Origin of the sequence: Salinibacterium sp. SWN248 (assembly GCF_015864575.1) — a bacterium.
Lineage (GTDB): Bacteria > Actinomycetota > Actinomycetes > Actinomycetales > Microbacteriaceae > Rhodoglobus.
Map to the genome: position 1 here is coordinate 443,437 of NZ_JADYWW010000002.1, position 24,074 is coordinate 467,510.

Annotated in this window: 23 protein-coding genes, 1 tRNA gene and 1 riboswitch; of the genes, 11 read left to right on the forward strand and 13 right to left on the reverse strand. The window is 62.6% G+C overall.

Annotated features, from left to right (window positions below):
* Positions 1 to 6: 6 nt before the first annotated feature.
* The 6 genes from I6E73_RS11955 (at position 7) to ribH (ending at position 5,185) form a co-directional block, all read left to right on the forward strand.
* Positions 7 to 594: a GNAT family N-acetyltransferase gene (locus I6E73_RS11955; RefSeq protein WP_197125858.1), complete on the forward strand. Its 588-nt coding sequence runs from the start codon at positions 7 to 9 to the stop codon at positions 592 to 594.
* On the forward strand, positions 591 to 1,346 hold the full coding sequence (locus I6E73_RS11960) for an HAD family hydrolase (protein WP_197125860.1): 756 nt from the start codon (positions 591 to 593) through the stop codon (positions 1,344 to 1,346). The genes I6E73_RS11955 and I6E73_RS11960 overlap by 4 nt, the downstream gene beginning before the upstream one ends.
* A gap of 86 nt (positions 1,347 to 1,432) precedes the next feature.
* Positions 1,433 to 1,587: riboswitch (FMN riboswitch) on the forward strand.
* Positions 1,588 to 1,687: 100 nt separating this feature from the next.
* Positions 1,688 to 2,797 carry a bifunctional diaminohydroxyphosphoribosylaminopyrimidine deaminase/5-amino-6-(5-phosphoribosylamino)uracil reductase RibD gene (gene ribD / locus I6E73_RS11965; RefSeq protein WP_197125862.1) on the forward strand — a complete coding sequence of 370 codons (1,110 nt, stop codon included), beginning with the start codon at positions 1,688 to 1,690 and terminating at the stop codon, positions 2,795 to 2,797.
* 2 nt (positions 2,798 to 2,799) lie between these two features.
* Complete coding sequence (locus tag I6E73_RS11970) at positions 2,800 to 3,423, forward strand: riboflavin synthase (protein WP_197125864.1); 624 nt, start codon at positions 2,800 to 2,802, stop codon at positions 3,421 to 3,423.
* Positions 3,420 to 4,712: a 3,4-dihydroxy-2-butanone-4-phosphate synthase gene (gene ribB, locus I6E73_RS11975; protein WP_197125866.1), complete on the forward strand. Its 1,293-nt coding sequence runs from the start codon at positions 3,420 to 3,422 to the stop codon at positions 4,710 to 4,712. The genes I6E73_RS11970 and ribB overlap by 4 nt, the downstream gene beginning before the upstream one ends.
* Positions 4,712 to 5,185, forward strand: coding sequence for a 6,7-dimethyl-8-ribityllumazine synthase (gene ribH / locus I6E73_RS11980; RefSeq protein WP_197125868.1), 474 nt, complete (start codon positions 4,712 to 4,714; stop codon positions 5,183 to 5,185). Before ribB ends, ribH begins: the two co-directional genes overlap by 1 nt.
* A 51-nt stretch (positions 5,186 to 5,236) precedes the next feature.
* Here ribH and I6E73_RS11985 read toward each other — a convergent pair whose 3' ends face one another.
* Positions 5,237 to 5,902: an alpha/beta hydrolase gene (locus tag I6E73_RS11985; RefSeq protein WP_197125870.1), complete on the reverse strand. Its 666-nt coding sequence runs from the start codon at positions 5,900 to 5,902 to the stop codon at positions 5,237 to 5,239.
* A gap of 130 nt (positions 5,903 to 6,032) precedes the next feature.
* On the opposite strand from I6E73_RS11985, the gene I6E73_RS11990 reads away from it, so the two are divergent.
* From I6E73_RS11990 to I6E73_RS12010, 5 genes are all read left to right on the forward strand, one after another.
* A complete protein-coding gene (locus tag I6E73_RS11990; RefSeq protein ID WP_197125871.1) occupies positions 6,033 to 6,506 on the forward strand; it encodes a hypothetical protein in 474 nt (157 codons plus the stop codon).
* Positions 6,507 to 6,651: 145 nt separating this feature from the next.
* On the forward strand, positions 6,652 to 7,641 hold the full coding sequence (locus tag I6E73_RS11995) for a hypothetical protein (RefSeq protein WP_197125873.1): 990 nt from the start codon (positions 6,652 to 6,654) through the stop codon (positions 7,639 to 7,641).
* Between the two features lie 102 nt (positions 7,642 to 7,743).
* Positions 7,744 to 8,124: a YidH family protein gene (locus I6E73_RS12000; RefSeq protein WP_197107834.1), complete on the forward strand. Its 381-nt coding sequence runs from the start codon at positions 7,744 to 7,746 to the stop codon at positions 8,122 to 8,124.
* Entirely contained in the window at positions 8,121 to 8,486 is a 366-nt protein-coding gene (locus I6E73_RS12005; protein ID WP_197125874.1) for a DUF202 domain-containing protein, read from the forward strand. Before I6E73_RS12000 ends, I6E73_RS12005 begins: the two co-directional genes overlap by 4 nt.
* Before the next feature lie 210 nt (positions 8,487 to 8,696).
* Positions 8,697 to 10,568: an ABC transporter ATP-binding protein gene (locus tag I6E73_RS12010; protein ID WP_197125875.1), complete on the forward strand. Its 1,872-nt coding sequence runs from the start codon at positions 8,697 to 8,699 to the stop codon at positions 10,566 to 10,568.
* A gap of 117 nt (positions 10,569 to 10,685) precedes the next feature.
* Here I6E73_RS12010 and I6E73_RS12015 read toward each other — a convergent pair whose 3' ends face one another.
* The 12 genes from I6E73_RS12015 to topA form a co-directional block, all read right to left on the reverse strand.
* The gene (locus I6E73_RS12015) at positions 10,686 to 11,486 is read right to left on the reverse strand and encodes an RNA methyltransferase (RefSeq protein WP_197125876.1); all 801 of its coding nucleotides are present in this window, start codon (positions 11,484 to 11,486) and stop codon (positions 10,686 to 10,688) included.
* Between the two features lies 1 nt (position 11,487).
* The gene (locus I6E73_RS12020) at positions 11,488 to 12,036 is read right to left on the reverse strand and encodes a hypothetical protein (RefSeq protein WP_197125877.1); all 549 of its coding nucleotides are present in this window, start codon (positions 12,034 to 12,036) and stop codon (positions 11,488 to 11,490) included.
* Between the two features lie 7 nt (positions 12,037 to 12,043).
* The gene (locus I6E73_RS12025) at positions 12,044 to 12,628 is read right to left on the reverse strand and encodes an isochorismatase family protein (RefSeq protein WP_197107850.1); all 585 of its coding nucleotides are present in this window, start codon (positions 12,626 to 12,628) and stop codon (positions 12,044 to 12,046) included.
* A gap of 47 nt (positions 12,629 to 12,675) precedes the next feature.
* Positions 12,676 to 14,100: a D-alanyl-D-alanine carboxypeptidase gene (locus tag I6E73_RS12030; protein ID WP_197125878.1), complete on the reverse strand. Its 1,425-nt coding sequence runs from the start codon at positions 14,098 to 14,100 to the stop codon at positions 12,676 to 12,678.
* Positions 14,101 to 14,145: 45 nt separating this feature from the next.
* Complete coding sequence (locus I6E73_RS12035; protein ID WP_307784304.1) at positions 14,146 to 14,961, reverse strand: hypothetical protein; 816 nt, start codon at positions 14,959 to 14,961, stop codon at positions 14,146 to 14,148.
* A gap of 253 nt (positions 14,962 to 15,214) precedes the next feature.
* Positions 15,215 to 15,988, reverse strand: a complete 774-nt coding sequence (locus I6E73_RS12040) for a 1-acyl-sn-glycerol-3-phosphate acyltransferase (protein ID WP_197125881.1) — start codon at positions 15,986 to 15,988, stop codon at positions 15,215 to 15,217.
* A gap of 89 nt (positions 15,989 to 16,077) precedes the next feature.
* A tRNA-Thr gene (locus tag I6E73_RS12045) sits at positions 16,078 to 16,150 on the reverse strand.
* A gap of 79 nt (positions 16,151 to 16,229) precedes the next feature.
* Positions 16,230 to 17,798, reverse strand: a complete 1,569-nt coding sequence (locus tag I6E73_RS14920) for an alpha/beta hydrolase (protein ID WP_197125882.1) — start codon at positions 17,796 to 17,798, stop codon at positions 16,230 to 16,232.
* A 16-nt stretch (positions 17,799 to 17,814) separates the two neighbouring features.
* Positions 17,815 to 19,356 (reverse strand): alpha/beta hydrolase, encoded by a 1,542-nt coding sequence (locus tag I6E73_RS12055; protein WP_197125884.1) that lies wholly within the window; start codon positions 19,354 to 19,356, stop codon positions 17,815 to 17,817.
* On the reverse strand, positions 19,353 to 20,519 hold the full coding sequence (locus I6E73_RS12060; RefSeq protein WP_197125886.1) for a DNA polymerase III subunit delta': 1,167 nt from the start codon (positions 20,517 to 20,519) through the stop codon (positions 19,353 to 19,355). The genes I6E73_RS12055 and I6E73_RS12060 overlap by 4 nt, the downstream gene beginning before the upstream one ends.
* A gap of 9 nt (positions 20,520 to 20,528) precedes the next feature.
* On the reverse strand, positions 20,529 to 21,158 hold the full coding sequence (gene tmk, locus I6E73_RS12065) for a dTMP kinase (protein WP_197110407.1): 630 nt from the start codon (positions 21,156 to 21,158) through the stop codon (positions 20,529 to 20,531).
* Position 21,159: 1 nt separating this feature from the next.
* Positions 21,160 to 24,033 carry a type I DNA topoisomerase gene (gene topA / locus I6E73_RS12070; protein ID WP_197125888.1) on the reverse strand — a complete coding sequence of 958 codons (2,874 nt, stop codon included), beginning with the start codon at positions 24,031 to 24,033 and terminating at the stop codon, positions 21,160 to 21,162.
* Positions 24,034 to 24,074 lie beyond the last annotated feature (41 nt).

The window sequence follows — 24,074 nt, forward strand, 5'->3', positions numbered from 1 at the left end:
CAACTTATGCAGCCCGTTGTCCTGACGACCGAACGGCTTACTCTCGACGCGCTCATTGACGCGGATGTCGATGTGATGACTTCGTACTGTCAAGACAGCGCGCTCAAAGATGCGGTTCCCATTCCATGGCCGTACGAGCGTGCGCACGCGGACGGGTTCATTAATGAACTAGCACGCCAGTGGTGGGCAGAGGGCTCTGAATTCACGTGGGCGATTCGTCGCAGGGGCGAACCGCTGCTGCTCGGCGTCGTCGGATTTAACGTGAAGAGCGCCGCGATCGGCTACTGGCTAGGGGCTCCGCACCGCGGCAACGGCTTCATGCCCGAGGCTGTGGCTGCGGCCGTGAACTGGCTTCACTCAGCGGAGCACACCGACCTCCGCTGGGAAGCGATCGTGGGCAACGTCGCTTCGGCGCGCGTTGCTGAGAAAGTCGGCTTCGAGTACACCGGCACCGCACCTTCGCTGGGTCAATTTCGTGACGAAACGCACCCGCTGTGCTGGCACGCTCACCGCACTGCCGACAACGGTGAGCTAGCCGAACCGCCAGGCGCCGCCCTGCCGTGGCCTCACTCCTTCGAAACGGACGTGCATTGACCATCACCGTCGCCCTCTTTGACCTTGACGACACCCTGTTCGCCCACCGGGCATCCGTGGATCTCGGCATTCGTAACCACCGTCGCTCACTCGGCGCTGCGTTCGCTGCGGGGCCGACCAGCGACGGCAGCATCGTGTGGCCTGACGACGCGGCTGAGAGTGTGCGCTGGACCGAGCTCGAAGAGCACCACTACCACCGCTACCTCGGCGGCGAGCTGACCTTCGAGGGCCAACGGCAAGCCCGCGCCCGCGGCTTCGTCGAGCCCTACGGCGTGACCCTCTCCGATGCCGAAGCGAGCCTCTGGTTCGACACTTACTTCGAGGCGTACCGCGACGCGTGGCACCTGCACGACGACGCCCTCGCCTGCCTCGACTCGCTGGAGGCCCGCTCCCCCGCCGCCCGCCTCGGCATCATCACCAACGGCGAACTCGACTTTCAAACCCGCAAGGTTGAGACAGTCGGCCTCACCCACCGGGTTGAGCACCTCGTCGCCAGCGGCGAATTCGGGCACACCAAACCCAACCCGCGCATCTTTCACCACACCTGCGAACTCTTCGGCATTGAACCCGCCAACGCGGTCTACATCGGCGACCGGCTAGCGACGGATGCGCTGGGAGCCGCGAATGCCGGACTCACCGGGGTGTGGCTTGATCGCGAGCGCAACGCAACCACCGAACAACTCGACGAAGCTCGGGCGGCCGGCGTCAGCGTCATCCACTCGCTTGATGAATTGGCGGCGCTGCTCGACTAGAGCATCTTCATAGCTCCGTAACAAACTGAGAGGTTGGGGCGGGAATAGTTTGCGGCGAAACGCGTTGAGTAGACTAAGCAAAGCAAAACGTGCTCCGGGGCTCGGTGAGAATCCGAACCGGCGGTTATAGTCCGCGACCCGCGCCGAAGTGAGAACTTCGAAACGGTTGACCTGGTGAAACTCCGGGACCGACGGTAATGAAGTCGCAAGACTTCTCAGTCCGGATAAGAGGAAGCACGAGCTGAACCATCTAGCGTGCCCATATTCTGGGCGAACTCGATAGTTCAGTGGGTTTTTGGAACCCATTTTCCCGGAGCGCGTCCCATGAGACGAGAGCCCGGATGACCACACCAGAACAGCAGGCACAGCTGGAGAAGCTGATGCGACATGCGCTGTCGTTGGCGAGCCACGGGCCGATCACGGGCGGCAATCCCCAAGTCGGTTGCGTGCTCGTGGATGCTGCTGGCACGATTATCGCCGAGGGCTGGCACCACGGCGCGGGAACCCCGCACGCCGAAGTGGATGCTCTCGCCAAGCTTGGCGCTAGCAAACCCGGTGCCGGCGAAGTTGATACCAGCGAACTTACTGGCAGCGCGACAGGCACGGGCGCGGATGGGATTGCCGCGGGCCTCACCGCCGTCGTGACTCTCGAGCCCTGCAACCACCACGGCCGCACCGGCCCCTGCGCTCAAGCCCTGCTCGATGCTGGCGTGAGCCGCGTTGTTTATGCAGTGCCAGATCCCGGCCCAAACTCCGGCGGTGGCGCCGAACGACTCCGCAACGGTGGCGTCGAAGTGATCGCCGGCATCGCTCAGGCCGACGCTGAAGAGTTTTTGCACTCGTGGCTGACCGCTGCTCGACTGCAGCGTCCCCACGTCACGGTGAAGTGGGCATCCACCCTCGACGGGCGTGCTGCGGCAGCCGACGGCACGAGCCAGTGGATCACCGGCACCGCCGCCCGCCAGCACGTGCACGAGCAACGAGCGCGCGCCGATGCCATCGTTGTGGGCACGGGCACAGTGCTCGCCGATGACCCGAGCCTGACCGCGCGGGGCAACGCCGGCGAACTGCTCGAGTGGCAACCGCAGCCGGTGGTGCTCGGTCGGCGCGAGATTCCGGCGGATGCGCAACTGCGCCAGCACCCCGAGAAACTGCGTCAGATCGACGGCAGCGACCTCGACGCCGCACTGAGTGAACTGTTCGAGGCGGGCATCCGTCGCGTCTTCGTTGAAGGTGGCCCGACCATCGCGAGCGCGTTCATCGCCGCCGGGCTGGCGGATGAACTACTCATCTACTTGGCCCCGAAACTGTTGGGCGGACCGAAGGTCGCGCTCGGCGATCTCGGGGTATCGACCATGGCTGAGGCGAAAGACCTCAGCATCACTGAACTTCGCCCGCTGGGCAACGACGTGCTGATTGTCGCCCGCCCGGCGATAGAAACGAGAGCGTAACCATGTTTACCGGAATCATTGAAGAGCTCGGCGACGTCGTCGAGTTTGCGGCGACCGACGATGGGGCCCGCCTCACGGTGCGCGCTCCGCAGGCGGTGTCGGATGCCGGCCACGGTGACTCGATCAGCGTCAGCGGTGTGTGTCTCACTGTCGTCGATCAGGGCCCCGACTGGTTCACGGCCGACGTCATGGGCGTCACCCTCGACATGAGCACGCTCGGCTCGCTCGCTGCCGGCGCCCGCGTGAACATCGAGCGCGCCATGCAGGTCGGCGATCGCCTCGGCGGCCACATCGTGCAGGGTCACATCGACGGCACGAGCACAGTTCTGAGCATCACCGATGAGGGTAGCTGGAGCATCCTGCGCTTCAGCCTCACCGAAGAACTCGCCCCGCTCGTAGCCCGCAAGGGTTCGATCGCGGTGCACGGTGTTTCGCTCACGGTGAGTGCTGTGGGGCGCGACTGGTTCGAGGTCTCGCTGATTCCCGAAACCCTCACCGCAACAACGTTGGGAGCGCTCGCTGTGGGCGACTCCGTCAACATCGAAACCGACATCCTCGCACGCCATGTGGCCCGGATGGCGGAGTTCACCGACGCTGACCAGCGTCACGAAAGGAGCGGGTCATGAGCCTCGCCACCATCCCCCAGGCCATTGAAGCGATCCGCGCTGGCCGCCCCGTGATCGTTGCCGATGATGAGGGTCGTGAAAACGAGGGCGATGTCATCATCTCCGCCGAGCTCGCCAGCCAAGAGTGGATTGCGTGGATGGTGCGCCACTCTTCCGGCTTCATCTGCGCCCCGATGACCAACGAGATCGCCGATGCCCTCGCGCTGCCGCCGATGGTTGCTCACAACGAAGACCCCCGCGGCACGGCGTACACCGTGTCGGTGGATGCCGCGAACCGTCTCAGCACCGGCATCAGCGCCTCCGATCGGGCCCACACTCTGCGGGTGCTCGCCGATCCCCTTTCGCAACCGTCGAGTCTGCACCGCCCGGGCCACATCATGCCGCTGCGCGCGGTCGATGGTGGCGTGCGTGAGCGTGACGGTCACACCGAGGCATCCGTCGATCTGATGAAGCTTGCCGGTCTTCGCCCCGTTGCCGCGATTTCGGAGATCGTGCATGACTCGGGCGAGATGATGCGACTGCCCGAACTGATCGAGTTTGGCGCGCGCGAAGGCGTTCTCGTCATCACGATTCTGGATCTCATGCGCTGGCTCGAAGAGAACCGCTGCGACACCATCCCGGCACCGATTGAGCCGATCCCCGAGATGAGCCGGGTGACGTTCGAGGTCGAAACCACGATCCCGACCGTGCACGGCTCCTTCACCGTTCGCGCCTACCGCGACAACTCGACCGGTGCCGATCATGTTGCTTTTATTGCGCCAGGAACCCTCGAACACACCGGCGACGGCCCCACTCTCGTGCGCGTGCACTCCGAGTGCCTCACGGGGGAAGCGTTCGGTTCGCTCAAGTGCGAGTGCGGTCCCCAGCTGGATGTCTCGCTCGAGACCGTGCAGCGTGAGGGTGGCGCGGTGATTTACCTCCGTGGCCACGAAGGCCGCGGGATCGGGCTCATCAACAAGCTGCGCGCCTACCGCCTGCAAGAAGATGGGCTCGACACTCTGGATGCGAATCTGGCCCTCGGCCTGCCCGCTGATTCCCGCGACTATGGGGCTGCTGTTGGCATCCTCAAAGACCTAGGAATTTCGTCGGTGCGGCTGCTCAGTAACAATCCGGAGAAGCAGCGTCAGCTCGAAGAGCGCGGCGTGACGGTGACCGAACTTGTTCCTCTCGTGGTTGGTGTCGGCGCCGGCAATGAGGGTTACCTCGAAACAAAGCGTGACCGCATGGGTCACCAACTCCCCACCACCGCCGTGCTCGATGAAGCACGACTTACCGCGAAAGGCCTCTGATGAGTGGCGCAGGATCCCCCGAAATCGTTACCGACGCAACCGGCCTCAAGGTCACGATCATCGCCGGGCAGTGGCATGAAGTCATCACCAATGGACTGCTCGCTGGTGCTCACCGTGCCCTCAACGCAGCCAATGCCGAGGTGACCGAGGTGCGGGTTCCCGGCAGCTTCGAGCTGCCCGTCGCGAGCAAGGCAGCCCTCGATGCTGGGGCGGATGCCGTTGTTGCTCTCGGCGTCATCATCCGTGGAGGAACACCCCACTTTGAATACGTGTCGGATGCCGCCACCAGCGGCCTCACGCAGGTCTCGATCCTGACCGGTAAACCGGTGGGCTTCGGCGTGCTCACGCTCGACGACGAACAGCAGGGCCTCGATCGTGCCGGGCTTGAAGGCTCAAAAGAGGACAAGGGTGAAGAGGCTGCCAACGCCGCTATCGCGACCGCGGTGCTGTTGCGTCAGCTGCGCGGGGAATAACCGTCGCACGCTCCCCGCGAACCCATCCGGGAATCAGCGGTATCGCACTCGTCAGTTCGAAACCGCGCGAGCCAGAAGACTCGCCACCGTCTTCGGCTCACTGATAAACGGCGAGTGGCTCGTCGCGATCTCGACGGCATCGCCGCAACGACGCGCCATCTCCCGCTGGAGCTCAGGGTCAAGAGCGCGGTCCCGGGTGCAGACGACGTAGGTCGACCGCGTGGAATGCCAGCCAATGTGGCTGGGGACTCCGCGACCGTGTCCCGGAGCTTGACGGCGCAACAGGGTTGTCGCCCACTCACTGACCTCTTCCGAACATTCTCCGTAGAGGTACTCCCCCGCCTTCGACGGATCGACACGGGTGGAACCGTCACTAGTAGTGATGAGAGCCGTCTTAATCAGCGGCTCCGGGCCACCAAGCGAAGCGCTGCTCTCTCCGCTGTCGGGCACGAAAGCCGCCACGAATACGAGGTGATGCACGCCCCGCAGCCCGGTGATCACCGATCCACCATAGGAATGTCCCATTACAACCGGTGCACTTGCACAGGCATCCACTGCGTCCTGAACGACGGCGGTATCGGCCGCAAGCGACCCCCGGTGCAGCTCCGGTGCAATGACTCGGATGCCATTCTCCCGAAGTTCGCGCGTGACGAGCGACAGGTGCGCTGGCTGGTGCCACAGGCCATGCACCAGAATGACCTCCCGCACTTGTTCCATCCCGCGAGCGTAGAGCGTACGAGCGAGAAAACTCATACAACGAGCACTATTGGGGATGAAACTATTTCAGAAACCCTAGCCGTCGACTCAAGACCCGTCCTAGGCTGGCGGCATGCGAAACTCACAGAGAATGACGCACACTGCTCGATCCCTCGCCGCGCTAGTGATTTTTGGCCTCGCGATTGCGGTCTCCGGATGCACGCCCGGAAGCCCCTCGGATGCGGATTCCACCGCAACGCCGACGTTCATCCCGGCTGAGGCTAGCGCGTCAGCTTCGGCGGATGGCACGAGCGAGCCGATCGAAAGTACGGCGCCCGGCAGCGAAGTCGCCTTTCAGATGCACGACAAGTACACGAAGTACGAAGACGGCCCCGGCGTAGTCATCATCGTTGGCCAAGCGGTAACGGGAGTGTTTCGCCCGGGTGATGGACTAGAGCTACTGGGCGGCGGCCCCGACACCGGCACCGTGATTCTCGAAATAAGGCAGGGCGCGCCTAGCGTGGCCGTCGACTCCCTTCCTGCAGGCGAATTCGGCGAATTCCTCGTTACCGGCTCCCTCGACGACTACGACTTCATCGAGGAGTTCGTGAGGCCGACGGAGTAGTTCGGGCGGCGGCCCCTCGGCGTCTCCCCCGCCCCTCACGCTTGCTACCCACTGAATTTGATGAAAGCTTTAGTACTCGAGAGCGAGGCAGACCGGGCGCACCTCCCGGATGCCTAGTTCTGCGGCATCCAACTAAGGGGATTTTTTGAAGAAGAGTGAGGCGTGGGGAATTTGTGGAATCGTAGCCGGCGCGGTGTTCGTATTGGTCGCCGGCGTCCTCACGATTCAAGCGTCGGGACTTGCGGCTGGCGCGCAGTATGACCTCAACAATTCTCTTGCTTCGATCATTACTCCACGCGTTCCGTACCTCATGATGGGTGCCCTCGCGGTGCTGAGTGCCGCGGTTGTCTTTACCCTTACCGTGGCCATGCGAAACCGTTCCGCTGTCTCGCGGATGGCATTCACGAGCGGTTTTAGCGCCGCGACACTGCTCCTCATCATTGCGTCTTTCGCCTTCGCTGCCACCGGCATGACGCCGGAAACCCCAATGATTGGCGTAGCGCCGGGATGGCAAGGCTGGCTGAATCGCGGAGGAAGCAGCTCCGCCGTTCATCTAGTACTTCTTCTGTCAGTTGGCTTGCTATGGCTGCACTCCAAAAGCCCCAAGCCCACACATCGTGACGCAACAGCGTCAATGCCGAGGCCCATTAACATCCCGCTGAGAAGTGCAGCCTGGGGCATCTACGGGATGTTGCTCGGAGTGGTGTTCGTCTTCATCATCGGCATGCTGAGCGCTCAGGTTGTAGCCCGAAAGCTGGGCGCAATTCTCGATCTCAACAACATGGTGACGGCAGTTTCCTCAGCCACCGTGCCATTCCTGCCGATGATTGCGATCGCTGTGCTGAGCACCATTGTGACGTTCTTACTGACCGTGGCGGCGAAAAACAGGCTCAGACGATTCCGGGTGGCATTAGTGGTGGGGTTCAGCTCCGCGACAGTCCTGCTGCTTTCTGCCTCGTTCCTACTTGGTCCGTTGAGGGGACCGAAGGTTGGCGCGTCGATAGGGATCGAACCAGGGTGGGTCGGCTGGTTGGCTGAGGGCAGCATCAATTCCGCTGTGCCCGTGGTCTTGCTTATCGCGGTTGGATCGCTGTGGTGGTATTCGAACTCCGCGAAGACCACTCCCGACCACTAGCCGCTTCACAGGGCTAAGTCTGACCCGCACGTCCTCTGAAAGCGTCGCAACCGGGGACGACCCGGAAGCCAGACGCTAGGATCGACGCATGAAGGATCGCTCGTGACCGAACCAGTACAGCCACCTCCTCGCCGCTTTCCGCGCCGCGTCTACGGCGTCGGCACTGAGCCGGATGCCCGCTTCAGCCTCGCCAACGAGCGCACCTTTCTGGCGTGGATCCGCACCGCTCTCGCGCTGATCGCTGCGGGGGTGGCACTGGAGGCATTCGTGTTGCCGATCGCTCCCGGGTTCCGACTCGGGGCATCCGTGCTGCTCATTCTGTTGGGCGTGCTCGCCCCGATGCAGGCGTGGTTCGGCTGGATGAAGGCCGAGCAGTCGCTGCGTCTCGGGCGCCCGCTGCCCTCCCCTAACCTCGCTGGCCCTATCGGTGGCGGCGTTGTTGTGGCCGGGCTGCTGCTCGCGATCGGTATCCTCCTCCAGTGACGCGCGCCTTCGACCGCCCTTTCGATGCCGGCCTGCAAGCGGAACGCACCGCCCTCGCCTGGCAGCGCACCGTGCTGTCGTTTGCCATCGCCGCGCTCGTCTCCGCACGCCTCCTGCTCAACACTGTCAGCATCGGCAGCTATGCGGTTGCCGCGATCGGCCTCATCCTGACCGCGGTGCTGTTCTATGTGGGGCACCGCCGATACCGCACCGTGCACACAAAACTCGTTCAGGCATCCACCGATCGCATCCGTCTCACGAGTGCTGCCCCGCTGTTCTTGTGGGCGCTGGCCGTGTTTGTGCTCGCCGTTGTGGGTGCGGTGTTTGCCGCGCTCGGCATCGTCGCGACGCTCCAGTCGTAGCTGGCTCGGCATTCAACAGGAACAACTACGCCACTCATCGGCGCCTGCGCTCACCACCCAACGGCGCAGCAGCATCCGCACAGATACACCGGATGTTGTACGCAACATCCAGCGGAAAGGCATAGTGTTTTAGAGGCTGATTGCTGATGCCGATGTCGCTGAACATTCGCGGCACCTTCGCCCTCCAGTTTTGGGACAACGAGAAACTTCATGAGCTCGACTTCACACACCGCTGCACCGCGTCGCGGACGTTCTGGATCACGCGACAACCCCGACGACGGCCCCCGCGCCAAGTTCAGCGAGCTGCTCCCCTACCTCTTTGAGCACCGCAAGGTCATGATCTTCGTGATCATCCTCAGCGTGCTCGGCGCGGGCGCTTCGCTCGCCCAGCCGCTGCTCGTCAGCCAGGTCATCACGATCGTTGAGGCTCGCGAATCGCTCGGCACTCTCGTGTGGCTGCTCATCGGCCTGGTCGTCATCTCGGGCCTCATCAGCGGCTACCAGCACTACCTTCTGCAGCGCACCGGCGAAGGTGTCGTGCTCTCGAGCCGTCGTCGACTGGTGAGCCGGATGCTCAACCTCCCCATCTCGGAGTTCGACCGTCGCCGCACCGGTGACCTCGTCTCCCGTGTCGGCAGCGACACGACCCTGCTGCGCGCGGTACTCACCCAGGGCCTCGTCGAAGCCATCGGTGGGTCGATCACCTTCATCGGTGCGCTTATCGCGATGCTCATCATCGACCCCGTGCTGCTCGGTCTCACGGTGCTCGTGATCGCGATCGCGATCGTCACCGTCACGACGCTCTCGAAGCGCATCCGCGTGGCCAGTCAGCGCGCTCAGCGCAAGGTCGGCGACCTGGCCGCCGCCGTAGAACGTGCGATTTCCGCTGTGCGCACGCTGCGAGCATCCAACGCCACCGAGCGTGAAATCGAGGCCGTGAACGAAGACGCTCTCGGTGCCTGGAAGATGGGCATCAGCGTTGCCAAGATCTCGGCCCTCGTGGTGCCGATCGCCGGAATCGCCCTTCAGGTGTCGTTCCTCGTCGTACTCGGCGTCGGTGGCTACCGCGTGGCCAGTGGCGCCATCGAGATCGCCGACCTCGTCGCGTTCATCCTGTTCCTCTTCCTCATGATCATGCCGCTCGGCCAAGCCTTCGGTGCCGTCACCGCCGTCAACCAGGCGCTCGGTGCCCTCGGTCGCATCCAAGAGATCATCAAACTGCCCAGCGAGCTCGAATCTGACGCTGACGTGGTTGCTGTCGCCAGCATCGAATCGGATGCCGCCATCACTTTCGACAACGTCGAATTCTCCTACCCCCGCGACTCGGTGCTCGTTCAAGCCGAAACGGAACTGGCCGCGCTCAAGCACGCCGGCACCGAAGCTGCCGCCGACGAGATCGACCTCACGGTTCTGCGCGGAGTCAGCTTCGCTGTGAAGCGCGGCGAACGCACCGCTATCGTGGGCCCCTCGGGCGCCGGCAAGAGCACCATCCTCGCCCTCGTCGAGCGCTTCTATGATCCAACCGGTGGAGTTGTGCGTCTGGGCGGCGACGACCTCCGCGCCCTCAACCGCGAAGAGCTGCGCGCCCAGATCGGCTACGTCGAGCAAGATGCTCCCGTGCTCGCCGGCACCATCCGCCAAAACCTTCTCATCGGTGCGCCCAACGCGACCGACGACGAATGCGTCAACGTCATCGCTGCGGTGAACCTCACCGGCGTGCTCGACCGAAACCCTGCTCGTCTGGATGCCGCTGTCGGCGAAGACGGAGTGATGCTTTCCGGTGGTGAGCGTCAGCGTCTCGCAATCGCCCGCACGCTGCTCGCCGCTCCCCCGATTCTGCTGCTCGACGAATCGACCTCCAGCCTCGACGGCCTCAACGAGCAAATGCTCCGCGAAGCCATCGACGCTGTGGCCGAGAACCGCACCCTCCTCGTGATCGCACACCGACTCTCAACGGTCGTCGACTCCGACCAGATCGTGGTGCTCGACAAGGGCAAGGTCGTGGGCGTCGGAACCCACTCCGAGCTCGTGAAGTCGACCCCGCTCTACAAGGACCTCGCTAAGCACCAGCTGCTCGTTTAGCGGTTCGCGGGTGCGCCGCTTCGGCGGTGCGCCCGCCCGCTAGCGCGCGGCCCGCTCAGCTGTGGAGGCACGCGGCTGCTGCTGCTCCGCGCTGCTGTTGCGGCGCTACTGCAGCGGCTACTCGACCGCGAGCGCGAACATCGCGACCGCAGCGGTCGCCGCAACGTTGAGCGAGTCGATGCCGTGACGCATCGGAATCTGCACGATCGAATCGGCGGCATCGATGGCCTCGCGGGTGAGACCGTGGCCCTCGGTGCCCAGCACGAGCGCAACCTTCTCGGGAGCATCCGCCGCGTAATCGCGCAGCGACACCGCACCGTCCTCGAGGGCGAGCGCCGCGATCTGAAAGCCGGATGCCGTGAGCAGCGCGCGAGTGTCTGTCCAGTTGCCGATGCGAGTCCACGGCACCTGCAGCACGGTTCCCATCGAGACACGGATCGCGCGGCGGTAGAACGGGTCGGAGCACTGCTCGGTGACGAGCACGGCGTCTGCCCCAATACCGGCGACTGAGCGGAAGATCGCGCCTACGTTGGTGGGATCAACGACGTTTTCGAGAATCACGATGCGGCGGGCATCCGCCAACAGGGCCTCGGGAGTCGGCAACGGCGGCCGGTGCATCGACGCAATAACACCACGGTGCAATACGTAACCGGTGAGCTCCGCGAGCAGCGACCCGTCGCCCGTGAAAATGGGAACCTCGTCGCCGACGAGGTCAACAATCTCGTCCACCGAAGTGCCGAGCGCGAGCACCGAGCGCACGCGATGACCGGAGCGCAGCGCACGCTGCAATACGAGGGTCGATTCGGCGAGGTAGAGACCGTGTTCGGTGCCCTGCGCTTTACGCAGCGCCACATCGGTCTGGTGCGAATAGTCAGCTAGCCGCGGATCGCTGAGCTCGGTGACGGGTATGACGGGCACGCTAGAGTGCCCGACTCACGCGGATGAGAATCACGGTGCGTCCATCGGCACGCTGCCCACTCGCGGCCTCAAAGTCGGGCCCGGTGACCGACTCGACACCTTGATAGAGCAGGAGGTTGTCGAGCCCAAGCGCATCCGCTTCCGCAGCCCACGACAGCGTCGGTGCGACCCGGTAATTACCGGACCGCACCGGGTCGGCAGCACCCTCCGGCAAGACGACAGTGGCGTAGAGCAACCCGTAAGAGCCTTCAACGGTGGCGTATTGCACGCTCTCGACTTCGGCTTCTGCGGGAAGGTCGATCTGAGAGAACTCGGCGATCTGGTCAAGCGACACATCGCTGCAGGTGCCATCAGAGGCATCGCACAGCGTTGCGGTCGTGGGCCAGATGGCAGTAAACAGTGCGGCACCACCAGCCACGGCGATCCCGATAACAAGCCCCAGCCCCACGAGCAGGGCAAGCAATCGCCAGCCCAAACCTTTGCTGGGCGGGAGAACTTCAGACTCGGCCACGAAGCCGGGAAGGTGAAGCTCCTCAGGAGAATCCGTCATTCGCGCATCACGCTTCGTGAGAGACGAGCGTGATGCCCGTCTCTGCCATCGTGGCCAGAGCAGCTGTGCTCGACTCGGGGGCGACACCAGCGACCAGCCCGGTCAGCACCGACACTTCGCGGCCGCTGCCGGCGGCATCCAGTGCAGAAGCAAGAACGCAGTAGTCGGTTGCGAGCCCGGCGACGTCAATAGTGTCTACGCCAAGGCGCTGCAGCAACGCCGGCAGCGTTTCATCATCGTCCGTCGTGCCCTCAAAGATCGAGTACGCCGGAACTCCCTGCCCTTTGCGCACGTGCACGTTCACGAGCGAGGTATCGAGGGCGGAGTGGTACTCCGCACCGGGCGTGCCTGCCACGCAGTGAACCGGCCACGTGTCGACGAAGTTGGGTTCGGCATCCGTCGCAAAATGGCCACCGTTGCTGTTGTCAGCATCGTGCCAATCGCGAGAGGCGATCACGACGTCGTAGCGATCAGGATTGGCCCGCAGATAGTCGGTGATTCCGGCCGCCACAGCGGCACCGCCGTCGACGCCTAATGCGCCACCCTCGGTGAAATCGTTCTGGACATCAATGATGAAGAGTGCAGCAACCACGCTGCCAGTCTAAGTCGCGCAGGCCGCAACTGGCCGCGCAGAGCGCCCTAGTAGTTGGAGAGATTGCTTCCGCAGGCATAGACGCCGGCAACGAGGTTGTCTAGCGCGGTGCGTGCGTCGGTGGAGATCCCCTCGCCGATCGCGTAGAACGCGAAAGCCAGCTGAGTGCCGTCCTCGGCAAATAGCACGCCACCGAGGGAGTGCTCTTGGTTCGTCCATCCCGACTTAGCAGCCACGTGACCGGATGCCGCAGCGGCATCACCCTCAAAACGGTTGTAGAGGTCACCGCTTTCGCCTCCGACCGGAAGCATCGATAGCGCTGTCGCGATTGCGCCACTGCCCGATGCCCCTGCCGCCATGAACTGCGCGACAAACAACGGCGGGACTTGGTTCTTGGGGCTCAACCCGGAGCCATCAGTGATGGTGATGCTTCCGGCATCATCGAGGCCGGCATCCGACAGCACGCTTTGGATGGCCTGGTTCAGAGTGCTTGCAGCGCCGCTGAGACCCTGCTGCTTAGAGACGAGGCGGGCAAGCGACTCAGCCAAGGAGTCATCGCCACTGATCAGCATCTGCTCGACGAGCACACTGATGGGCTGCGACTTTACTTCAGCCAGCACGGTGGAACCGACCGCGGCGCCGTTCGAGAACGTGACGGCGGGCAAACCAGCGGCCTGAGCGAATGCTTGGCCAGCAGACTGCACGGGATCGGTGCCGCGCGGGCTGATCGCAATAGTGGGGTCAGCGCGATCCCCATTCACCATGAGCGCGGTGACATACGAGTGGTACCCGCCGGTGCGTTCACGCTCGGGCCAATTGGAATCCCAGGCATCACTCGTGTTCCACAGCGTGGAGTCCAGCACGATCTCGGTGATCGGAATACCGGGATGAAGCTCTTCGTACCGTGTCATTGCCTGCGAGGCGAGATCTGAAATCTGGGGAGCGTCACGATAGTACGACGCATTGGTCGTCGCGAGGGTCGGGTCACCACCACCCACCAGCACGATCACGCCAGCTGATGAACCGTCGATAACTTTGGTACTGATACGGGTGTCAGCGCCAAGAGCCTGAAGCGCTGCAGCCGCCGTCATCGCCGTCACGATGTGCGCGGGGCTGGCCGCTTTGTCGGCAGAACGGCCCCACAGCACGTCGCCCGTAGCGGCATCCGTCACTACGCCGACAAGCGAGGGGAAGGTCGCGACCGTAGCAAGTGGTTCAACAGAACACGTGCGCACCGCGATCGCTCCGGGGGTAACATCCGGTTGGCTCCGCTGCTCTGCAGTGACTTCGTCTGGGGTGACATCAACTGCCGAGTTAGCGGAGCCAACCGAAATTCCGGCGAATACTGCTACTACTGCGAGTAGTACGAATACAACCGCCGCAACCGTCACCGTGGATGCGGTGGGGTGTTGAGTTATAAACGCGCGTATTCCTCCCGGCGCTTTTGGCTCACTACTGGCTGAATCAGTCACCCGGTTATAGTACCCGGATGTTCCAACCCAGCGCTTCGAGTGGGCCTAGCAGTACGTCCATCGTGCTGCAGCGCGGGTAAAGCTATAGGGCTCATCGATTCCGCCATGGGTCATTGCGAAGGCGATGCACGCACCACCGGTGCTGACACCGGGGCGGTAAAGAGATGCGCGGTGTGAATACGATTCCCACCATTTGGATGCGACGGTGGCGCCGCTGTTTCCCGAACCGCCAGCAAGGTTTCCGTCGCAACCACGAGCAGCAACGCCGTCGGAGCGAGTGGTGCCGTTGTGGCCCCAACCGTCGAGCGGATTCGAGCTTGGCGATTCTGCCATCCAGAAGAGGCGCTCTTCCATGCAGGAGTCGTAGCGGAAGTTCGACAGCGCGATGGGCTGCAAGCAGTTAGCAACGCGGATCGAGTTGTAGGCGTAGGCAAAGGATGCCAGGTCGCCCGAAGTCGTGCCGGCGACACCCTGTGATGAGCTACGGCTTGGTGCACCAGAGACGCCGCCACCAACATTGCCCGGGCAGGACTGGCCTGCGGAAGCGTACGCTGCACGGATCTGATCAACGGACGCGGTGCCGGTCGATGCGACAACAATCGGCTTCGGCTTCGGCACAGCCTTCTGAGCGAGGTGTTCGGAGTCAGTGGTCAGCGACTTGGCTTCAGCCTTGATTGCTGCAGCCAGTGACTCTTCGGTGACGCGTTCGATGCTGGCAATCGCGACGACATCGACCGACTCTTCGAGCGGCGCTGTGGCGGTAGATGCAAACAGCGGCGACCGTGCGGCGGCGCTAGCGGTTGCACTGTCAGTAAGACCAGGTCCGCCTCCCCCGACGAACGGTACTACTCCGACAATCACTACTGTGACAAAAGCCGTTAAAAACGGAATTCTCCCCATAAAAATCGTCCCCCAGACGAATGAATAGGAGGCAGACCCCTCTGCTTCCTGCTGCCAAAACTAGGCGCGAAAGCAGCGTTCCACAAGGGAAAAACCCCGGAAACATAAGGAAATACCCGTTAATGGGGGGTCTGGGTGACGGGTCTATCCTCTGTTTGGGGGACACCCTCGTGGCCCGAAACTGCCGCTATTGGCGCTGGGGACAATGGGGGCCTTATTTGTGTTTGCGTGCAGCTTCTGCGCGTCGCAGATCACGTTCGGCATCGGCCGCTGCCGCCTCGTCTGGCGTCGGCGCAGTTCCGCCGAGGTGCCGCGGCTGCCACCACTGACCTGTGCCGTCGAGGGGGTAGGCCTTCTGTGCCGTTTCGAGCAGCCCCTCCATTGTCCTCTTGAGCCGCGCAGTTGCCGTTGTTGCATCATCCGTCGGCGCAACCATCATCGGGTCCCCGACGACCATCACGATCGGGATGCCCACGCGTTCGCGCAACGTGATCGTGCGGTTCTTCGTCATGAGGCGCTGCCCACCCCACAGTGCGATGGGGATCACAGGAACCCCTGCTTCTGCCGCCAAACGAACCGCACCGGTTTTGAAATCGCGGATGGTGAAGGATGCACTCACTCCGGCTTCGGGAAACACCCCAATGAGTTCCCCGGTGCGCAGCGCTGTAACCGCGGAGGCGTAGGCGTTAGCGCCAGCCTTCATATCGACGGGGATGTGCTTCATGTTCCGCATGAACGAACCGACCACACGTTTTTCGAACACGCTCTTCTTCGCCATGAATCGAATGCGACGGTGATTGTGCAGCCATAACGCCCACTCGACGAGCGCGAATTCGAGGTAACCGAAGTGGGTCATCGCGAATACGGCCCCACCCTCGGCGGGCAAATTCTGCGATCCGATTACGGTGCGCCGCACGCGAAGCGCGCCGAACATGGCGCGGCCAGCGCCGATGGCTGCGGTGTAGATGGGTTCGTTGCGGTACTTCATACCTCCAGCTTAAGACTCCGGTATGAGAGTTTGCCGCCACCACAACGCACAACGAGGGCCAGATTTCTCTGACCCTCGTGAGTGAACGGAGCCGCCTGTCAGAATCGAACTGACGACCTTCTCATTACGAGTGAGATGCTCTACCAACTGAGCTAAGGCGGCCGGCCACATTTTCATGAGGCACAGCAAGATAGCTTAGCCGAAGTTTTCGGGCCCGAAAGCCCACAACACCAACTGGCCGTTATGCGCCACAATCTGGATCGTCATTCGGCACAACGCCATTGATGAAATAGGCGTCGACAGCCCCGTCGATGCAGCCGATACCACCGTTGTAGGCAGTGTGTCCTTCACCGTTGTAGGTGATGAGTTGGGCGCTCTGCAGCTGCTCACTGAGTGCGACTCCCCACTCGTAGGGCGTCGCCGGGTCGCCCGTGGTGGAGATGATCAGTACGGGCGGTGCCCCTTCACCGGTCAGCTCGGTGATCTCGGGCCCGATGTATTTGTACGGCCAGTTCAGGCAGGTCAGATCGCCCGTTGGTGGAAACTCCCGGTACGTCGTTGGCGAGGCCTCGCGCATGAGTTCCTGCTGCTTCACGAGCACCGCCGGGTCGGTCTCCACGGGGTAATCAACGCAGTAGATCGCGATAAACGCCTCGAGTGAGTTGTCGGTGTAGCTGCCGTCAATGTCGCGGCTGTAATAGAAGTCGGCAAGGAAGAAAGCGGTATCCGTCTCACCCCGCGCTGCCTCCGAGAAAAGATCGTTAAGGAACGGCCAGGAATCCTGAGAGTAAAGAGCCGTACTCATGGCAATATCGAGCACTCCGGCATCCATCATGCGTCCATCAGGGGCAGCAATCGGATTCGCGTCATAGCGGTCGTAGAGTTCGCGGATCGTCGCTAAGGCAGCATCCACTCCGCCGGTGAACGCGCAGTCATCGAATGACGTCGGGCAGGCCGCCAAATAGTTTTCGAGCGCGCGCTGGAAACCGGTCGTCTGAACGCGGCCAACCTCGAACACCGAAATCGACGAGTCGGTGGCGCCGTCAAGCACAATGCGCCCGACATTCTGGGGGAAATTCTCGATGTAATACGAACCAATATCGCTGCCATACGAGTACCCCAAGTACTGCAGCTTCTCGTCGCCCACAATCGCGCGCAACATATCGAGGTCGTGCACTGTGCTCTGAGTGTCAATGAACTGGAGGATCTCGCCCGTATTCTCGAGGCACGCTTGGCCGAAATCGATGGCCGCTTGCTCGCTCTCGGCAAGCCACTCATCACTGCCAACCGCTGAATCCGGAATACCGAAAATGAAGTCATCGAGACCCGCGTCGTCGAGGCACGTCACGGGAGTCGAACGGCCAACCCCGCGCGGGTCCCAGCCGATCACATCGTAGTTCTCGCGCAGGTTCGCACTCACCGCAAAATCGACATCGTCGTGGATGAGATCAAAACCTGATGCGCCCGGCCCACCCGGGTTCACGAACAGCGAGCCCATGCTTTGCCCGGTCGCTTGATGCCGGGCCATGGCGATCTCGATATCCGTTTCCGGAGACGGGTTTGCCCAATCCATCGGAGCAATCGCCGTCGCGCACTGAGCGCCGTTATCGCAATCAACCCACGTGAGAACCTGCTCGTAGTAGGGAGCGAGTTCCTCCGACACAGCCTCCCCCGTCGGCTCCGATGTCTGTGCGAAAAGCTCCGAGAAAAGGTTCGCGCACCCGCTCAGAACGAGAGTGAGGGCGAGAGCCGGCACCACAAGGGCAAACCTGCGAGCGCGAGAGGCTGGGGCTGCGGCGATGAAGTTCACCGCATGAGCCTAGCGGTTAGCAGTTCGGATCGGCGCTCGGAACTTCACCCCTGAGGAGAAAGTCTTCTACCGCCACGTTGACGCACTCATTCGACTTGTTGTACGCCGTGTGACCTTCACCGTTGTAGGTGATTAGGTGGCCCGAATCGAGGTTGTCGGCAACGGTTTGCGCCCAGATGTACGGCGTCGCCGGGTCATTCGTCGTGCCGATCACCAGCATGTCGGCCGCGCCAGGGGCAGCAATGGCCACGCGATCCCGTTTAGCCTCGACGGGCCAGTTCGCGCAACCGGGGTCACCGTACGACATCTGCGGGCCAAAGACCGGAGCCGCGACGGCAAGCTCAGCCGCCCGCGCACGCATGCTGTCGTTATCGGCCGGCTCACGGGCATCCAAACAGTTGATCGCTATGAACGCTTCTGTTTGATTTTCGGCATATGTGCCGTCAGCGCTGCGGCCGTTGTAGTTGTCGGCCAAATCGAAGGCGATGCTGGCGTCGCCCCTCATTACCGAGTCGAAAAGTTGGCGAAGATACGCCCAGTTATCTTGACTGTAGAGCGGCAAAATGATCGCCGTGAACATGGTTGCACTGCCCAACTTGCGGCCGTCAGCATTCGTGAGCGGGCTCGCATCGAGGCGGTCGAGCAGCGTGCGAATTGTTGTGCGCGACTGCTCCACCGAACCGGTGAACGGGCAATCGCTCGCACCAGCGCAGTCAGCCAAGAACGCGTCAAGCGCACCCTCGAAGCCTTCCGCTTGCGCCTTAGTGGCCTCGAATTCGGATGCCTCGGGGTCGACAGCACCGTCAAGCACAAGTCGCCCGGTCTTCTCCGGGAACAACTCGGCATAGACCTGGCCGAGCAACGTTCCGTAGGAGTAGCCCAAATAGTTGAGCGTCTCATCGCCCAGGGCAGCGCGCAGCATGTCGAGGTCGCGAGCAGCACTGGGGGTATCGACGAAGCCCAACAGCTCCCCCGTCTCTTCGCTACAGCGCTGAGCAAACTGAGCGGAAGCATCGGTCGCCGCGGCGATCCATTCGTCGCTGCCCTTCTCGCCCGGGGTGATCCCATAAATGTACTCATCGAGCTCAGCCGGGTCGGAATAACACGACACCGGCGTCGAACGATTCACACCCCGAGGGTCAAAACCGACCACATCGAACTGGGACTGAAGCGCCTCGCTGGTGGCGTAATCCACACTGTCGGCAACGAAATCGAAGCCGGAGCCGCCCGGACCGCCGGGGTTCACCAGCAGCGACCCGATGCGGTCGTTGCCGCGTGCGGTCTGACGCACAAGGGCTAACTCGATCGTGTCTCCCTCGGGGCTTTCCCAATCCACCGGCGCGATGGCGGTAGCGCACTGCAGATCGTCTCCGCAGCCCGCCCACTCAAGCACCTGGTGGTAGAACTTCGTCAGGTTCGGGGCAACAGCCTCTTGCGTCGGCGTCGACGTTGTGCCGGATGCCGGTGGCATGAACCAGGAAACACAGCCGCTCAAGACGAGTGATACAGCCAGCGCGACCGCAGTCACCCCGAAGACCCGGGAGGTGCGACGGGTCATGCGCCGCGCCCCGATACAGCAACCTTCACGAGCATCGCCTCAAGGGCGAGCGCCGGAGCAACGTTGCTTTCGATACGACGGCGCGCTTCAGCAATGCCATCCATGATGGCGAGCGTCGCTGGCGCTGTCGTGCGGTTCGCTACGGCCGTGATGTTGTTGATGATGCTGAGGTTAATGAGTTCTCCCGGGGCACCGATTTGGGTCAACAGAATGTCGCGATAGAGCGACAGCAGGTCAACCATGATGCGGTCAATGCCGTCACGGAGGCTCCGAGTCGCCCGGCGCTTCTGGTCTTCTTCGAGGTTCTTAAGCTGCACCCGCAGCGCCGGCGGGATAGTGCCGCCGGGGGCAACACCGAGCGAGCGAAGCGCTGACTCGCGTTCGTGGGCGTCCTTCTCTTCGGTGAGGGCCGTGGCATCCGCCTTCGACAGCTCCAGCAAGAGGGAGGCGGCGATCACAGCGTCTGAGACAGTGCGGATGTTGAGCACCGTTGTCAGCGCCTGTTCGCGTCGTTCGCGGGCCTCTGAATTGGTTGCGAGACGGTGGGCCATGCCAATGTGGCTTTGGGCTTCCCGCGCCGCGCGAAGGGCGATGTCGGGTGCGACGCCATCGCGGTCTTGCAGCAGCTGGGCGACGTCTTCGATCGCGGGGGTGCGGAGGCGAACGCTGCGCACGCGCGAACGGATGGTGGGGATGAGGTCTGCTTCGCTGGGCGCGCACAGAATCCACACGGTGCGCGGTGGTGGCTCTTCGAGTGCTTTGAGCAGAACGTTGGAGGTGCGCTCGACCATGCGGTCGGCATCCTCAATAATCATGACGCGGTAGTGGCCGACCGACGGCGAGAACTGTGATGACGCGACAAGTTTGCGCACTTCATCAATCGAGATGATGACGCGTTCAGTGCTGAGCACACCGAGGTCAGGATGCGTGCGCGCGACAACCTGCTTGTAGACCGACTCTTCGGTTTCATCACCGCGTGTGCCAAGCAGCGCAGCAGCGAAGGCATAGGCAATATTGGAGCGGCCAGATCCGGGCGGCCCCGTGATCAACCAGGAGTGCGTCATCGACGACTGACCTGCACTGCCCAACGCCGATGACGAGGCGGCGGCCTCAAGAACGGCGATCGCTTCAGCTTGGCCCGTCAGGCCTTCCCACAACGACATGCGCTCAGTCTAGGCGGGTTGCGGGAGGTGGTTCTGAATGCGCTCACGGATCGTCGTGGCGATGTCGTCCACGCTGCGGGCGGCATCCACCACAAGAATGCGGTCGGGCTCTTTCGCGGCACGCTCGAGGAACGCTTCGCGCACCCGGGTGTGAAATTCTTGCTTCTCTGCTTCGAGGCGGTCATAGCGAGTGCGAGCGCTGTCGAGGCGTTTACGGCTATCGGCAGAATCAAGATCGAGCAGCACTGTCACGTCGGGAAGCAAGTTCTGCGTAGCCCACAGCGAGAGGTCACGCACTTCGTCAGAACCGAGAACTCGACCCGCACCCTGGTAGGCCTCAGAGGAGTCGATGTAGCGATCCTGAACGACAATCTCGCCGCGTTCCAGTGCTGGCCGCACGAGCGTCGCGATGTGATGAGCGCGGTCGGCGGCATAGATGAGCGCTTCGGCGCGCGGATCCATGTCGCCGCGGCGGTGCAGCACGATTTCGCGCAGCTCAAGTCCAAGATCAGTGCCACCGGGTTCGCGGGTCACGATAACGGTGTGACCGGCCTCTTCAAGCCACTTCACGAGAAGCTGCGATTGCGTCGTCTTACCGACGCCATCGCCGCCCTCGAGAGTGATAAACAATCCGGGCACGCTACTCCGCTTCAGTAGTGGCGGCCTTGGGCGCAGCAGGCTTTTTCGCTGCAGGCTTCTTGGCGGCAGCGGTTTTAGCCGCCGTCGTCTTCGCTGCCGTTGCTTTAGCCGCCGTCGTCTTAGCAGCTGGTTTCTTCGCTGCCGGCTTTTTGGCGGCTGGCTTCTTGGCCGCTGGTTTCTTCGCAGCAGGCTTTTTCGCTGCCGGCTTCTTCGCAGCCGTCTTGCGCTTGACCGGCCCCTTCGCTCGCTTGTCGGCGAGCAGCTGAACGGCACGCTCGAAGTCAACGTCTTCGACGGTTTCGCCGCGCGGGATGGTGGCGTTGGTGGTTCCGTCGGTTACATACGCACCAAAACGGCCATCCTTGATCTTGATCGGCTTCTCGCTGACCGGGTCAGCATCGAACTCTTTGAGAGCACTGGATGCTGCGCGGTTGCCGTACTTGGGCTGGGCGTAGAGCTCTACTGCACCGGCAACGTCGATGTCGAAGATGAGGTCTTCGCTCGTGAGCGATCGGGTTTCGACACCCTTCTTGAGATAGGGGCCGTAGCGTCCATTTTGCGCGGTGATTTCGACGCCCGTTTCAGGGTCGAGGCCGACGACGCGAGGCAGGCTGAGCAGTTTGAGCGCGGTGTCGAGGTCGATCGCGTCGAGTTCCATGGTCTTGAAGATGGAAGCCGTGCGCGGCTTCACGACGGCAGCCTTCTTAGGCTTCTTGGCCTTCTTCACTTCGCCGGTCTTGGGATCGATCTCTTCGACGGGCTCAGGAACAGGCTCGGGTTCTGGCTCGAGCTCGGTGACGTAGGGGCCGAAGCGGCCATCCTTCGCCACGATCTCTTTGCCGTTCTCCGGGTTGACACCGATAACACGGTCGCCGACGACGGGAGCTTCGATCAGTTCGATCGCCTTGGCAAGGGTGAGTTCGTCGGGCGCGAGCGCTTCGGGGATGTTGACCCGACGCGGTTTCTCCGGGTCGTCACTGGGGGTCTCCAGGTATGGGCCGTACTTTCCGATGCGCAGCGTCACGTCATCCGACAGCTTCATCGAGTTGATTTCCTTGGCATCGATTTCGCCAAGGTTGTCGATGACGGTGCGGAGGCCGCGGTATTTCTCGTCACCGAAGTAAAACGACTGCAGCCATTCAACGCGGTTCTGGGTTCCGCTAGCGATGCGGTCGAGGTCGTCTTCCATGCCAGCGGTGAAGTCGTACTGCACCAGATCGCCGAAATACTCTTCGAGCAAACGGATCACGGAGAACGCAATCCAGTTCGGAACGAGGGCCTGGCCGCGCGGCGTGATATAGCCGCGGTCGATGATCGTGGAGATGATCGACGCGTAGGTCGACGGGCGACCGATGCCGAGTTCTTCGAGCTTCTTGACGAGGCTCGCTTCGGTGTAGCGCGGCGGCGGGCTAGTCTCGTGGCCCTTCGCTTCGATATCGAGAAGCGTGAGCGTCTGGCCTTCCTTGAGCGGAGGCAGTTTCGCTTCTTTGGGCTCAGCGGTGGCGTTGCGCTCTTCGTCTTGGCCTTCTTCGTAGGCCTGCATGAAGCCGCGGAAGGTGATGATGGTTCCGCTGGCCGAGAATTCGGCAACGGGAGCTTCGCCGGCAGCGATCGTGATGGATGCCGTTGACCCCTTGGCGTCAGCCATCTGCGAGGCGACGGTGCGCTTCCAGATCAGTTCGTAGAGCTTGAAGTCGTTTCCGCGCAGCGTCGACTGAAGTTCGCTTGGCGTGCGGAAGGTGTCTCCCGAGGGGCGAATAGCTTCGTGGGCCTCTTGAGCGTTCTTGCTCTTGCTGGCGTAGACACGGGGCTTGTCGGGCACAGCGTCTGCACCGTAGAGGGCAACGGCCTGGGTGCGGGCGGCGGTGATGGCCTGCTGCGAGAGCGACGAGGAGTCGGTTCGCATATAGGTGATGTAACCGTTTTCGTACAGCGACTGGGCAACACTCATGGTCTGGCGTGCGGAGTAGCGCAGCTTGCGGCCGGCCTCCTGCTGCAGCGTTGAGGTGGTGAAGGGCGCTGCGGGGCGACGCGTATATGGCTTGGTCTCGACCGTTTTTACGGTGATGGCGGTACTCGGCATCCGCAGTGCGTCTGCGAGAGTTTGGGCAGCCTTCTCGTCGAGCGCTACTGCTTCGCCCTTGAGGTTTCCGCGGTCATCGAAGTCGCGGCCGGCAGCAACGCGCTTGCCGTCGAGGCGCACGAGCTTGGATTCGAAGCCGTTGGTTTCGCTGTCGGGCGAGAGCTGGGCGATGAGATCCCAGTAGTTGGCGGTGATGAAGGCGAGGCGTTCGCGTTCACGCTCGACAACAAGGCGGGTCGCGGCGGACTGCACGCGGCCAGCGGAAAGGCCGGGGCCGACTTTGCGCCAGAGCACAGGCGAAATTTCGTAGCCGTAGAGGCGGTCGAGAATGCGGCGGGTTTCTTGAGCGTCAACGAGTGCGGTGTCGACGTCGCGGGTGTTGTTGATGGCGGCTTCGATGGCGTCTTCGGTGATTTCGTGGAACACCATGCGCTTCACGGGAACTTTGGGCTTCAGCACCTGCAGGAGGTGCCAGGCGATGGCCTCACCTTCGCGGTCCTCATCAGTTGCGAGGAAGAGTTCGTTCGCTCCGCTGAGCGCCTTCTTGAGTTCGGCGACGGTTTTCTTCTTGGCGTCGGAGACCACGTAGTAGGGCTCGAAGCCGTTGTCGACGTCGACAGAGAACTTGCCGAGGGAGCCCTTTTTGAGTTCGGGTGGCAGGTTGCGGGGTTCGACGAGGTCACGAATGTGACCGACGGACGAGAGCACGTCGTAGTCGTCACCGAGATACTTGGCTATCGTCTTGGCCTTGGTGGGCGACTCGACAATGACAAGCTTTTTGGTGCCAGACACGGGACTCCTTGGGTGATGACGCACTTGACCGGTGGCAGCGC

Bases quoted from the DNA above. Each gene is read 5' to 3' on its own strand.
- I6E73_RS12020 (WP_197125877.1), bottom strand. From the start codon at position 12,036: ATGACGGATTCTCCTGAGGAGCTTCACCTTCCCGGCTTCGTGGCCGAG.
- ribD (WP_197125862.1), top strand. From the start codon at position 1,688: ATGACCACACCAGAACAGCAGGCACAGCTGGAGAAGCTGATGCGACAT.
- I6E73_RS12055 (WP_197125884.1), bottom strand. From the start codon at position 19,356: ATGACCCGTCGCACCTCCCGGGTCTTCGGGGTGACTGCGGTCGCGCTG.
- I6E73_RS11990 (WP_197125871.1), top strand. From the start codon at position 6,033: ATGACGCACACTGCTCGATCCCTCGCCGCGCTAGTGATTTTTGGCCTC.
- I6E73_RS11970 (WP_197125864.1), top strand. From the start codon at position 2,800: ATGTTTACCGGAATCATTGAAGAGCTCGGCGACGTCGTCGAGTTTGCG.
- I6E73_RS12040 (WP_197125881.1), bottom strand. From the start codon at position 15,988: ATGAAGTACCGCAACGAACCCATCTACACCGCAGCCATCGGCGCTGGC.
- I6E73_RS12010 (WP_197125875.1), top strand. From the start codon at position 8,697: ATGAGCTCGACTTCACACACCGCTGCACCGCGTCGCGGACGTTCTGGA.
- I6E73_RS11955 (WP_197125858.1), top strand. From the start codon at position 7: ATGCAGCCCGTTGTCCTGACGACCGAACGGCTTACTCTCGACGCGCTC.
- ribB (WP_197125866.1), top strand. From the start codon at position 3,420: ATGAGCCTCGCCACCATCCCCCAGGCCATTGAAGCGATCCGCGCTGGC.
- I6E73_RS11985 (WP_197125870.1), bottom strand. From the start codon at position 5,902: ATGGAACAAGTGCGGGAGGTCATTCTGGTGCATGGCCTGTGGCACCAG.
- I6E73_RS12060 (WP_197125886.1), bottom strand. From the start codon at position 20,519: ATGTCGTTGTGGGAAGGCCTGACGGGCCAAGCTGAAGCGATCGCCGTT.
- ribH (WP_197125868.1), top strand. From the start codon at position 4,712: ATGAGTGGCGCAGGATCCCCCGAAATCGTTACCGACGCAACCGGCCTC.